We start from the raw sequence: 12,295 nt of genomic DNA on the forward strand, positions 1-12,295 counted from the left end.
CAGACTCAGCCTCGCCAGGCTTGAAGAAACCTGAGCCACGCGGTGGCGCCTGGATCGGCGTGACCGATACTGCGTTCCTGCACCCACGCGGCGCGCCCCTTCTTCGACTGTAACGCGGCCGTGGCGCGAACCTGCCGATCCGCCGTGTCGATCATCGCGTCGAGCAGCGCGCGCTCGTCGCCACTGCCTGGTTCGCATGCTTCGAGGGTGTCGAGGCTCGGCACGAGCGCATCGAGCAGCGTCTTGTCGCCAAGCTGCGCTTTGCCGCGCTCGGCAATGCGCGTGGCCACCGCGCGGCCCATGGCGAGCGCTTCCTCCCTGCCCGCCTCCTGCCGGCCCGCCACAGTCTTCGCAGCCGCGAGCAGGCCGCCGCCCACGAGCGCGCCGAACGTCGAAGGATTCGCCGTAGAGAACGCCTTGCCCGCGGCGATCAGCACGTCGCCCAGCGCCGCGTCGGGCGGCAGCTTCGCGATGGCATCGGCCGCCGCGAGCGAACCCGCCTTCACGGTCACGCCCAGGTCGCCGTCACCGAGCGCAGCGTCGAGTTCGCGCAATTCCTCCGCGCTGGCAGGCATGGCGTTCAATGCCCCAATGAGCCGCACCCTGATTTCGCTGACCGGAATACTCATCGCGCACCTCCCTCGTCAACGCGCCATCCTTCGCGCCAGAACGGCGAACGCACCGGGGCGTCGAGCAGCGTGTCGAGTTCTTCGTCAAGCTGCATCACGGAGATCGAGGCGCCCGCCATTTCCAGGCTCGTCACGTACTCGCCCACGTAAGCGCGCGCCACGCGCAGCCCTGCTGCGGCAACCGCCTGTTCGGCGCGGCGATACAGCAGATACAGTTCTTCGAGCGGCGTCGCGCCGAGTCCGTTGACGAGCAGCGCCACGCTCGACCCCGCCTCGGCACGCAGGTCGCCCAGGATCGCACCCGCAAGCCGCTCGGCTATCGCATCCGCGCTCTCAAGCTTACCGCGATGCGTGCCCGGCTCACCATGAATGCCGATGCCGATCTCCATCTCGCCATCGGGCAGCGTGAAGGTGGGCTTGCGTGCTGCCGGCAGGATCGTGGGCGAGAGGCCCACGCCCATGGTGCGGGTCGCGCCATTCGCCTTCGCGGCGATGCGTGCGACTTCGTCGAGCGTGTCGCCGCGTTCGGCCGCCGCGCCCGCGCACTTGAAGCCGAACACCATGCCCGCCACGCCGCGGCGGTCCGAGGCGCGTTCGGGCGGCGCGGAAGCCATGTCGTCGGCGACATGCACCGTGCGAGTCTCGATGCCGTCTGCGTCCGCAAGATCTGCGGCGAGATCGAAGTTGAACACGTCGCCACCGTAGTTGCCATACAGGTAGAGCACGCCCGCGCCGCCGTGCACCGCCTTGGTGGCCTCGTAGATCTGCTCCGACGATGGCGAGGAAAATACGTTGCCCACGGCTACACCGCTTGCGAGTCCCTTGCCTACGTAGCCGAGAAAGGCCGGCAGGTGCCCGGACCCACCGCCCGTCACGATCCCGACCTTGCCCGCGTTCGGCGCGTCGGCGCGCACGAGCGCGCGGCGGTCGGCGGTGACGGGCTTGAGCCAGCCCGGATGGGCGAGCAGCAACGCGTCGATCATCTCGTCGACAAAATGATCAGGATGATTAATGATTTTTTTCACGTGTCGCGTCTCCTGTATGGATGGCGTTCGCGCCACCGCTAACGTTGACTTCTGCGTTCAAAGCTTGCGCCGTTGGCTCAGCGCGTCCAGCAAAACGGCTGCGAGAATCACGCCGCCCTGGATGAACTGCGTCCAGAACGGATTGACGCCAAGCAGCGAGAGCCCGACGTTGATCACGCCGATCAGCACGACGCCGATGAATGTGCCGACAATCGAGCCGCGGCCGCCCGCGAGCGACGTGCCGCCGATCACCACGCCTGCAATCACCTGCAGCTCCAGCCCGTTGGCCGCCGAAGGCAGCGCCGAATTGAGCCGCCCCGCGAGGACGATGCCCGCAATCGCGGCGGTCACGCCCGCGAACATGTAGGTCAGAAAGATCACGCGGCTCACCGGAATGCCCGCGAGCCTCGCCGCTTCCTTGTTGCCGCCCACAGCGAACACCTGGTGACCGAATTCGGTCTTGCGCAGGAGTACGTGGCCAATGACGAATACGGCCAGCATCACGAGCATCGGCGCGGGCAGGCCTGCAAACGTCTTCGCGCCGAATGCGGTAAACACGTTGGGGAAGTCGAATTTCGTGCGCCCGTCCGAAATGGCGAGCGTCAGGCCGCGCCCCATCGCCATCATCGCGAGCGTGACGATGAACGGGACGAGCCGCAGCCACGCAATGCCGAAGCCGTTGAGTGCGCCCACGGCCGCACCGGTGACGAGCGCAATGACGAGGCCCGCTACGCCGAGCCCAACCGCGTCCGGGCTCGCACCGGCCATGACGGTCGCCGCCACCATGCCGCTCAACGCAACGAGCGAGCCCACGGAAAGGTCGATACCCGATGTGATGATCACGAACGTGCCGCCCACTGCGGCGATACCGACCACGGACACCTGCACCATGATGTTGGTCAGGGTGCTCGTGGTGAGAAATTCGGGCGAGGCCAGCGAGAGTGCGACGCAGATCAGCACGAGCGCCGCAATGAGTGGCCCGAGGCCGCTGCGCATCTGGCGCAGCACGCGCTGTTGCAGGGTGGGTGTTTCTTCACGCGGTCGAACCGTGGTGGACGTCATGCTGCAACTCCAGTGGTAGCCCATTGAATGATCGTCTCCGAGTTCGCGTCCTCGCGCGCGACCTCGCCGACGATGGCGCCGCGATACATCACGAGCACGCGGTCCGACATGCCGAGCAGTTCGGGCAGTTCGGAGCTTACGAGCACGACGGCCGCGCCCGCGCGCGCCATCGCCACGATATGCGCATAGATCTCGGTCTTCGCGCCGACGTCGATGCCGCGCGTGGGCTCGTCGAGCAGGATGACCGCCGGGGACGTGGCGCTCGCGCGCCCGAGAATGACTTTCTGCTGATTGCCGCCCGAAAGATTGCCCGTGAGCGACGTAACCGATGGCGCGCGCACCGCGAAGCGCTCGACCGCTTCGCGCGCGAGCCGGCGCTTTCTCGCCGCGCTCACGAAGCCGCCGCGCACCAGCGCGCGCAAGCTCGAAAGCGCGATGTTTTCTTCGATGCTCGCTTCGAGCACGAGCCCTTCAAGCTTACGGTCCTCGGCGGTGTAGACAATGCCTGCGCGCATGCCTTGCGCGGGCGAGCGCAATGCGATCCTGCGCCCGCGCAGCCGCAGTTCGCCGCCGGTGAGCGGCAGTGCGCCGCATAGCGTCTTCAAAAGCTCGGTGCGTCCCGCGCCCGCAATGCCGCCTATGCCGACGATCTCGCCCGCGCGAATACTGAAGCTCGCGTCGCGTAAGACAGGCGCGCTCGCCACGTTGTGCGCTTCGAGCACCACGTCGCCGTACGGACGCGCCTCCCATGGATAGAACGAGTCGAGATTGCGCGCGACCATGGCCTGCACGAGCGCCGGCTCGTTCCATTCCGACATGGGCCGGGCGCCGACGGTTGCGCCGTCACGCATCACCACGGCCGAATCGGCGAGTTCGAACACCTCTTCGAGATGGTGCGAAATGAAGATGATGCCCATGCCCGTCGCGCGCAAGCGCCGCACCACGGCGTAGAGATGCTCGATATCGTGATGCTGAAGCGCGGCCGTGGGCTCGTCCATCACGAGAATGCGCGCCTCGCGCGCAAGCGCCTTCGCCACCTCCACGAGCTGGCGCTTGTTGAGCGGCAGATCGCCCAGGCGCATGGCGGGCGGCACGCCTTCCAGCCCCACCTGGGCCAGCGCCTCGCGCGCCATGGCGTTCGCGCTGCGATGATCGACGAGGCCATAGCGACGCGGCATGCGGCCGAGAAAAAGATTCTCGGCCACCGTCATGTCGTTGACGAGCGAAAGCTCCTGATAGATCACGGCCACGCCCGCGTCGATCGCGGCCTGCGTGCCGCGCGCGAGGCGCACGCCGTCGATCTCGATCGTGCCTTCGTCCGGCTCGTAAGCACCGGAAAGCGTCTTGATGAGCGACGACTTGCCCGCGCCGTTCTCGCCGACGATCGCCATCACGTGCCCCGTCTGAAGTTCGAGGCTCACGCCTCGCAACGCCTTCACGCCGGGAAAACTCTTGACGATGCCGCTCATGCGCAACAGCGGCGGCGCGTCTGTCCTGCCGCCCGCGCGCGTGTTCTCTTGCTGCGATACGTGCATTGCGTGCATTGCCGAACCTGATTCGCGTTTCATCCGTTCATCCTGGGCGCCGGCGCACGCAGAGCGTGCGGCCGGCGCTAAAGACCGCCCGTTACTGCTTGACTTCGAGCGCCCACAGGCCGTATTGCTTCACGTCATCCGAATCGATATTCGACTTGTCGATCAGATAGGTCGGCCACGCGTAGTTCGCGGGCACGTCTTTTTTCGCTTCGTAGTCGGTGATGAACGTCATCGCCTTGGCGGACATGCCAATCGGGTTCTGCGAGATCGTCGCGTCCTGCTTGCCCGCGCGGATCGCCGAGAGCGCCTGCGCCGTGCCGTCCGCACCGATCACCATGATGTGGGCCGGGTCGCCGAGCGGCTTGTAGCGGCCCGCATTGTCGATGGCCTTTTCCGCGCCCACCGTGTTGTCGTCGTTCGCGCCGAATACCGCATCGATCTGCGGATATTTCTGCAGGATGCTCGTCATCGCATTGAGCGACTTCTCCTGATCGAAGCCGCCTTCCTGGCGCGCGACGACCTTGATGTCGGGATATTTCGCGATCTCGTCCGAAAAGCCCTTTTCGCGGTCCGTCGCCGCCGTGGTGCCGATGAGGCCGATCAGATCCACCACATTGCCCTTGGGCGAGCCATAACGCTTGCTCAACTGGTCGGCGATCCACTTCGCGCCGGTGGCGCCAAGCGCTACGTTATCCGAAGCGACGAACGAGGTGACCTTGCCGCCGTCGGAACCCCGGTCGAGCATGAAGACCGGTACGTTCATCGAATTGGCCTTCTCGACGGCCGGAATGATCGCCTTCGAATCGATCGGATTGAGCACGATTGCCTGCACGCCCTGGCTCAGCAGGTTGAGCGTGTCGTTGACTTGCTGCTGCGCGTCGCCGTTTGCATTGGTCTGCACGAGATCGAAGCCCTGCTTTTCCGCACCCCGCTCCACGCCATTCTTCAGGCCTACGAAGAATGCGTTGTTGAGCGTGGCAATCGAGAAGCCTACCTTGATCTTCGTGACCGGCGCCGCCGCGGCCTGCGCCGGCGCGCTCGCGGCGGCGGCGTCGCTTGCCGCCGCCGTGGTTGAAGGCGACTCGCTCTTCGAGCAGCCAGCCAGCATTGCCGCGGCGGCGATCATCGTCACGCCCGCCGTTGCGCCCATGCGCGCGCTGCGCGCCACCCATCTGTCGAACCCTGCCGAACTCCACGCCATCACCGTCTCCTGTTTTTGATCTGCTGGTTTTTGACTGACCTGCGAACCGCCAACCGACTGCGTAATCGTTTCTACCGCGTGTGTATTGCATTGCCGCGACTGCCTGGGCGCGCGAGCGCCGCGTATTACTTGCGCGGGCCGTAGCCCTTGAACTTCTCGATGACTTCCTCCATTTGCGCGTCCGAAAGCAGCGGCGGCTCGCCCAGCTGGCACGCCAGCAAATACTGCTTCGCGAGCACTTCCACTTCGTGGGCGAGCCACAGCGCGCGCGCGAGATCGCGCCCAAGCGCAATCACGCCATGATGCGCGAGCAGGCACGCAAGCCGGTCGTGCAGCGCTTCGAGCGCATGGTCGGAGAGCGCCTGACTGCCGAAGGTCGCATACGGTGCGCAGCGGATCGAATTGCCGCCCGCCGCAGCCACCATGTAGTGATGCGCGGGAATGTCCCGGCTGTGAATCGCAAGCGCCGTGGCGGCTTGCGAGTGCGTATGGACCACGGCGTTCACGTCGACGCGTGCGCGCAGGATGTCGCGATGAAATCGCCACTCCGAAGAAGGGCGTTGCGCTTCGAACAGCGAATCGCCGTCGCGCACATCGAGCGGCATCCACACGATGCGCTCGCGCGTGAGCGCGGCGCTCGGCACGCCGCTCGGGGTAATCAGCAGGCCGTCATGCCAGCGCGCGCTCACGTTGCCCGACGTGCCCTGATTGATGCCGAGGCGCTCCATCTCGCGCGCGGTATCGACGATCTGCTGCCGCATTTCGGTCTCCGCGCGCGCATCGCGCGCGCGTTGCGCCGTCTCGCCCGCGCCGCTCACGCTGCCGCTCCCGTAGCAAAAAGCGCCGCCAGATTCGCCTCGAATGGTGCGCGCACGATGCCGCGCTCGGTCACGATGCCGGTAACGAGTGCGTGCGGCGTCACATCGAACGCCGGGTTGCGCACCTGGATACCTTCGGGCGCGGTGCGCTGCCCCGCGAAATGCGTCACCTCCGCGGCGCCGCGCTCCTCGATCACGATGTCCGCGCCGCTTGCCGTGCGCAGATCCAGCGTGGACGAGGGACATGCCACATAGAAGGGAATGCCGAAATGCTTCGCCGCGATCGCCACGCCGAGCGTGCCGATCTTGTTCGCGACGTCGCCGTTCGCGGCCACGCGATCGGTGCCGACGATCACGAGGTCGATGAGCCCCTGGGCCATCAGCGTGGGCGCCATGCTGTCGGCGATCAGCGTGACATCGAGTCCCGCCTGCTGCAGTTCGTAGGCGGTGAGCCGCGCGCCTTGCAGCAGCGGTCGGGTCTCGTCCGCATAGACACGAAACGCGACGCCGTCACGATGCGCGCAATAGAGCGGCGCCGTCGCCGTGCCGATGCCCGCCGTGGCCAGCGCACCCGCATTGCAGTGCGTGAGCACGCCGCTGCCGGGCGCAATCAGCGCGCGCCCCGCTTCGCCAATCCGCGCGCACAACTCGATATCCTCTTGATGAATGCGCTTCGCCTCGGCCACGAGCGCTTCGTAGAGCGCGGCTCCCGTCGCGCTCCGCTCGGCGCGAATGTGCGAGAGCATCCGCTCCAGCGCCCAGCGCAGGTTCACCGCAGTGGGCCGGGCACTGTCGAGATACGCAGCGTGCGCTTCGAGCCGCGCGAGGAAGGTATCGCGCGAATCGGCCGGCTCGCGCCGCATCGCCACGCACAGGCCGTAGGCGGCCGCGACACCAATCGCGGGTGCGCCGCGAACGCGCAGCTCGTGTATCGCTCGCCAGACCGTCTCGACCGTGTCCACGGCTTCGACCACGCACTCGCGCGGCAAACGCGTCTGGTCGAGCAGATACAGGGTGCCGTCGCGCCACTCGATGGTGGGGGGAAGACTCGATTGTTGCGCCTGCAACGTCATACATTCTCCGTCGATGCGGGTTGTCCGGACTGTCCGGGCTCTGCCGCTCATTGCGGCAGCCCGTTTTCGCTTACGCCGATTCCGCGAGTACCCGAGCGGCCAACGTCGTGACCGCCTCGATCGAAGCCAGTTCGCGACGCTGCACCAGCAGCGCTTCGGCAAGCTTCAGGCAACGCACTTCGATGCGCGCGCGCACTGCTTCGTCCTTGATACTGGTAATCTCCGCCACTTTCGCCATGCCCACGATGCGGCGGATCATCTTGCAGCCCGCAAAGCCGAGCGTATCGGCGAAGAGCCGCCTGATGAAAACGTCGCGGAAAGCCTCCGCCGCACGCGTGCCCGCCGGGCCGCCAAGGTACGCCTGCCCTGTCTCGCGCTCGTGCATGCGCCAGATCTGCTCGAACTTCTGCGCGAAGGCGTTCCACACGGCCTCGACCTGTTCGAGCAGCCAGCCCTGGTACGCGGCAGGATCGCGCCCTGCTTCGCGGTCGTGCCAGTCGCGCGCGTAATACGCGAGCAGCAGGTTGGCGATGAACGCACCGGTATCGAAGCCCATCGGCCCATAGAACGCGAACTCGGGGTCGATCACATACGTTTCGTGCTCGTTCGCCATGATCGAGCCCGTATGCAGATCGCCGTGCACCAGCGTTTCCGCATGGTTCATGAAGGCCCATTTCATTTCGCCCGCCGCGATCCGCAACGGCTCGTGCGTGCGCAGCCGCTCGACCGCCGTGGCAGGCAGTGCGGGGCTGTAAACGTTTGAAGGATGATCCTCGAACGGAAACGTGAAGACGAGTTCTTCTGTAATCCTGCACAATTCGGTATTGATGTCGCCGCCTACCGCGGCTTTCTTTGCATCGGGCGCAAGATAGAGGTCGGAGCCATGAAACAGCGTGCGGGCGAGATACGTGGAAATATGATCGGCGAGTTGCGGATACACGATGCCGTCTATCAGTCCCCCACGCAGCACGCGATGCGAATCGAGCCGCTGCATGACCATGAGAAACTTCTCGCTATCGGCGTGAAAAACGCGCGGCACGTGCTCCGGACACAACGCGCCGAAGCGCCGCAACGCCGCCACTTCACGCTCCATGCGTTCGCGCGGCAAGGGCCACGCTTCGCCAACCAGCCGCAGGTACGGCGGCGCCTGCTTCACGACGACGCTCAGGCGTGGATCGAGCGCGCTGCTCACGAAGTAGACGTAGTTGAGGTTGCCATCGCCCACTTCGACGACCTGCAATTCGCTGTCGTCGCCAAGCCTTGCGCACACGGCCGGAATACCCAGCAGATATTCGGTCAGTTCGGAAGAGCTGAAAGCTTCGAAGTGCATACGTTTCCTGTCGGGAAAATGGGCCACAGGCCCGCCTAACGTCGTTTGCGCACGAGATCGAACTTGAAAATGCTGGCGTTGTAATAGTCGTTGCTGTAGCAGACCGCGCGGCCGGTCTCATCGAAATCCACTTCGTCGATCAGCAGAAACATGCCAATGCTCTCCTGCAGTTCCGGCAAATCCCGCGGCGTGAGAATGGTCGGCTGGATCGAACTATGGGTGTGGGAAAGCCGAACGCCCGCGCGCTCCAGCGTGCCGAACAGCGACTCGCCCAACTCCTGCCCTTCAAGCAACGCCTTCGGAACGATATCGATGCAGTACGCGGCAATCGCATCGTCGGCACGCCGCACGCGTTCGAACCGCACGCAGGGATCGCCTTCGGCGAGGCCGAGTTTTTGCGCGAGACTGCCGGAAGCCGCGATCGTCCTCACCTGCAAACGGCTCGTGGAAGGCACCGCACCGACACTTCGTATCATGTCCGTCACAGACATCAGATCATCCAGACCGCCTTGCAGCTTGAGCGTAATTTGTCTGACGAAGGTCCCCTTGCCGTGCACGCGCGTGAGAAGACCGTGGGAAATCATCTGCGCGACCGCCTCCCGGAGGCTCGAGCGGCCCACGCCCAACAGCTCGCAAAGTTCGGGCTCCGGCGGGATTTGATCGCCCGGCTTGAGCGAGCGCTCGCGGATCATTTCCAGCAGCGAATCCTGGATTCGCTCGCACATCGACTGATCGACGCTTAGGCGCATGTTTGCCGCATCATTGCGTGGGTTGGGCACATAGGGCTCCAATCTACATCAGACGTCTGATGTCTTGGCTCGTGGTTTTCCCTCTCATGCGGCGCAACATGGAGACGGCTGCGGCAGCGCGCAGTGCTATTTGATGCTGACCGAAAGCGCCGCGGATTCGAGCAGCTCTTCGAACCCAAGCCACAAAATCTGCAGGCCGATGCACAGCAGCACGAACGCGAGCAGCCGCATCAGCACTTCCGTGCCGACCGGCCCGAGCCGCCTGCCCACGTGCCCCGCGAAACGCACGCACAGGTAAATGCAGCCGCAAAGAACGATCAGCGCAAGCAGCACACCCACGATATTGACGAGTTGCACGTGACCGCGCGGCCGGCCGGTGCCCAGCGCAATCGCGACCGCAATCGACCCCGGCCCAACGGTGACGGGCAGCGTGAGCGGATAAAACGCCGTGGCGCGCAGCGTCGCACGACGCACCGGATCCGGCGGCGCCTGCGAAGCCGAGCTATCCCCGCCATCGGACGATTTGTGAAGCAGATTCCAGCCCGCGAACGCAATGACCAACCCGCCCGCGACCCGCAAAACCGGTATCGAAATGCCGAAGAACGAGAGCACATAGGCGCCCATGATCAGCGAACCGAGCAGAATGAACAGACTGTTGATGGCGATGATGCGCGCAAGAAATGCGCGGTCGCTGGCGCTCGCATGCGGCAGCATGCTCAGCACGATGAACCCCGCCGCGGGTGGATTGAGGACGGGAAAGAGTCCGGCGAAGACGAGCAGGAAGGTGTCGGAGAGTTGACTGAGCATCTCTGTTCCCTTGGCATCACGGAGTTTCCGGACCCGCCCATCGCCCGTTCAACTCGACGAGGGTCCCTTTGAACGCTGATTATGACGCCCGAATGGAACTTCATCGCCCAATGTGGCTCGAACAAAGCCGCCAAAATCCCGACGCACGCTGCGCCAAGCCAGCGTTCAAGCCCATCTGTCGATGCCTTCTGCTTCCCGATTTCGATTGCTGCCCGGTCTACTCGTGCTGATTGCCGCGGGTCTCGCAGCTGGCGCGGCTCCCGCTTCTGCCCGCGCAGCCGCTCATCACGCGGCAGCCGAACGAACCGCCCACGCACCCTCCAAAAAGAAAAAGAGAGTCGCGCACAAGACAAAGCCCGTACATCGCTCGATGCCTGCCGATGCGCCCTCCACCAAACTCTCGGGATCGAAACGCCGCACCAAACGCGCGAAGCCGAGGCCTGGCTCGCCGCCGGCACAGCAACACGTAACGCACGCCGCGCAGGTGAGCGCCAATAGCGCGCACGCCCCGCGCCTGCTCGCCCGCTGCGGCTTCACGCCGGCGTCGCGCAGGCAGCTCTTTTCGCATGCCATCTACGTCGTCGACGAAAACACCCACACGCCGCTCTACGCGCGTAATGCCGACACGGTGGCGCCTATCGCGTCGGTGTCGAAACTCATGACGGCAATCGTCTGGCTCGACAGCCCGCATGCCCCCCTGCAACAGCGGCTCCTGGTTACGACCGCCGATCTCGACACACTCAAATTCACGCATTCGCGCCTCGGCGTGGGAGCCTCGCTCACGCGCGCCGACATGCTGCACGTTGCGCTGATGTCCTCGGAAAATCGTGCGGCTTCGGCGCTCAGCCGCGACTATCCGGGCGGGCAGCCTGCGTTCATCGCGGCAATGAACGCGAAAGCGCAGCGTCTTGGCATGACGCACACGCGTTTTGTCAACGCAACCGGGCTCTCGCCGCAGAACGTTTCAACCGCGCGCGAGTTGGCGAGCCTCGTGCGTGCGGCCAATGGCTATCCGCTCATTCGCCGATATTCGATCGACCATCAGGAACGCGTGCCTACGGGCCACGGGCAGTTGCAGTATGTCAACAGCAATCGGCTGGTGCGCTACGGGCAGGTGCGCGCAAGCGTACAGAAAACCGGCTTCATCAATGAATCCGGCCACAATATGGTGATGCGCGTCATGGTGCACGGGCGGCGGCCCGCGATCGTCACACTCCTCGGGAGCGCCACGCCCGAGGGCTCGCGCCTCGATGGCGTGCGTATCGCGCATTGGCTGTCGTGCTCCTTGCGCTGAGCAAACACGCCGGGCTTCTTCACATCAGCGCGCGGCGCTCGCCGAGCGCGTTCCAGCGGCGTATGGCGCGGCTCTCGTGGTCGAAGCCGAGAATGCTCACCGAAGCCGTGTCGAGATACAGATGCTCGCCTAGCGCCGCCGAACCGGAAGCCCAGCACCCACCCAATGCACGCAGGAAATGCGCGTGCGAAAACAAGGCCACGCGGCCATGCATGGTCAGCAAGCCATCGATCACCGCCGCGGCGCGCGCCTGAACGCGCGCGAGATCCTCGCCTTGTGCGATAGGCGAGTGCCATACGCTCCAGTCGGGTTCGGTCTTGCGGATATCCGCTGTCTTGAGGCCTTCGTAAATCCCGTAGTCCCACTCGTGCAGGTCGGCCGAAATCGTCATCGCCTCGCCGAGCCCTGCGAGCTGGCACGTCTCGATCGCCCGGGCCATTGGGCTGCAAAGCACCGCGTCGAAACGCTGCGTGGCGAGCGACGGGGCCAGCGAGCGCGCCTGCTCGCGTCCGTGCTCGGTGAGCGCAATATCGGTACGCCCCGTGTGCTGCCCGGAGAGGCTCCATTGCGTTTCGCCGTGACGGATCAACCAGACTTCGCGCAGTCCGGAGGACACGCTGGCAGGATAGACGGACATCGGGAACTCCACGTTCGTGCCCCGCGCGGGACACACGGGATGCTCGCAGCATACCTGCTTCGCGGGCATTTCGCCGCGACGCCGCCACCGTGTTTGACAGGGAAAAATGAAGGCGTATCGAAAGCAATCAAGCCG

General features: G+C 65.1%; 12 protein-coding genes. 1 reads left to right on the forward strand and 11 read right to left on the reverse strand.

Annotated features, from left to right (window positions below):
- Nucleotides 1-5: 5 nt before the first annotated feature.
- The 10 genes from FAZ97_RS19670 to FAZ97_RS19715 form a co-directional block, all read right to left on the reverse strand.
- Entirely contained in the window at nucleotides 6-629 is a 624-nt protein-coding gene (locus FAZ97_RS19670; RefSeq protein ID WP_158760098.1) for a DAK2 domain-containing protein, read from the reverse strand.
- A complete protein-coding gene (locus FAZ97_RS19675) occupies nucleotides 626-1,654 on the reverse strand; it encodes a dihydroxyacetone kinase subunit DhaK (protein ID WP_158760099.1) in 1,029 nt (342 codons plus the stop codon). Before FAZ97_RS19675 ends, FAZ97_RS19670 begins: the two co-directional genes overlap by 4 nt.
- Before the next feature lie 57 nt (nucleotides 1,655-1,711).
- Nucleotides 1,712-2,716, reverse strand: coding sequence for an ABC transporter permease (locus FAZ97_RS19680; protein WP_233271699.1), 1,005 nt, complete (start codon nucleotides 2,714-2,716; stop codon nucleotides 1,712-1,714).
- The gene (locus FAZ97_RS19685; protein ID WP_158760999.1) at nucleotides 2,713-4,251 is read right to left on the reverse strand and encodes a sugar ABC transporter ATP-binding protein; all 1,539 of its coding nucleotides are present in this window, start codon (nucleotides 4,249-4,251) and stop codon (nucleotides 2,713-2,715) included. The genes FAZ97_RS19680 and FAZ97_RS19685 overlap by 4 nt, the downstream gene beginning before the upstream one ends.
- A 91-nt stretch (nucleotides 4,252-4,342) precedes the next feature.
- Nucleotides 4,343-5,452 (reverse strand): sugar ABC transporter substrate-binding protein, encoded by a 1,110-nt coding sequence (locus FAZ97_RS19690; RefSeq protein ID WP_158760101.1) that lies wholly within the window; start codon nucleotides 5,450-5,452, stop codon nucleotides 4,343-4,345.
- A gap of 125 nt (nucleotides 5,453-5,577) precedes the next feature.
- Nucleotides 5,578-6,213, reverse strand: coding sequence for a class II aldolase/adducin family protein (locus tag FAZ97_RS19695; protein ID WP_158761000.1), 636 nt, complete (start codon nucleotides 6,211-6,213; stop codon nucleotides 5,578-5,580).
- Nucleotides 6,214-6,266: 53 nt separating this feature from the next.
- Nucleotides 6,267-7,343, reverse strand: a complete 1,077-nt coding sequence (gene mtnA / locus FAZ97_RS19700; RefSeq protein ID WP_158760102.1) for an S-methyl-5-thioribose-1-phosphate isomerase — start codon at nucleotides 7,341-7,343, stop codon at nucleotides 6,267-6,269.
- A gap of 70 nt (nucleotides 7,344-7,413) precedes the next feature.
- Nucleotides 7,414-8,673 carry an S-methyl-5-thioribose kinase gene (gene mtnK, locus FAZ97_RS19705; RefSeq protein WP_158760103.1) on the reverse strand — a complete coding sequence of 420 codons (1,260 nt, stop codon included), beginning with the start codon at nucleotides 8,671-8,673 and terminating at the stop codon, nucleotides 7,414-7,416.
- Nucleotides 8,674-8,708: 35 nt separating this feature from the next.
- Nucleotides 8,709-9,464, reverse strand: a complete 756-nt coding sequence (locus FAZ97_RS19710; RefSeq protein WP_233271701.1) for a GntR family transcriptional regulator — start codon at nucleotides 9,462-9,464, stop codon at nucleotides 8,709-8,711.
- An 84-nt stretch (nucleotides 9,465-9,548) separates the two neighbouring features.
- Complete coding sequence (locus tag FAZ97_RS19715) at nucleotides 9,549-10,229, reverse strand: MarC family protein (protein ID WP_158760104.1); 681 nt, start codon at nucleotides 10,227-10,229, stop codon at nucleotides 9,549-9,551.
- A 181-nt stretch (nucleotides 10,230-10,410) separates the two neighbouring features.
- Between FAZ97_RS19715 and FAZ97_RS19720 the strand changes: the two genes are divergently transcribed.
- Nucleotides 10,411-11,523, forward strand: a complete 1,113-nt coding sequence (locus tag FAZ97_RS19720; protein WP_158760105.1) for a serine hydrolase — start codon at nucleotides 10,411-10,413, stop codon at nucleotides 11,521-11,523.
- A gap of 19 nt (nucleotides 11,524-11,542) precedes the next feature.
- On the opposite strand, the gene FAZ97_RS19725 is transcribed toward FAZ97_RS19720, so the two are convergent.
- Nucleotides 11,543-12,160 carry a histidine phosphatase family protein gene (locus tag FAZ97_RS19725; protein ID WP_158760106.1) on the reverse strand — a complete coding sequence of 206 codons (618 nt, stop codon included), beginning with the start codon at nucleotides 12,158-12,160 and terminating at the stop codon, nucleotides 11,543-11,545.
- Nucleotides 12,161-12,295: the final 135 nt, after the last annotated feature.

The sequence above is a fragment of the Paraburkholderia acidiphila genome (genome assembly GCF_009789655.1).
Lineage (GTDB): Bacteria > Pseudomonadota > Gammaproteobacteria > Burkholderiales > Burkholderiaceae > Paraburkholderia > Paraburkholderia acidiphila.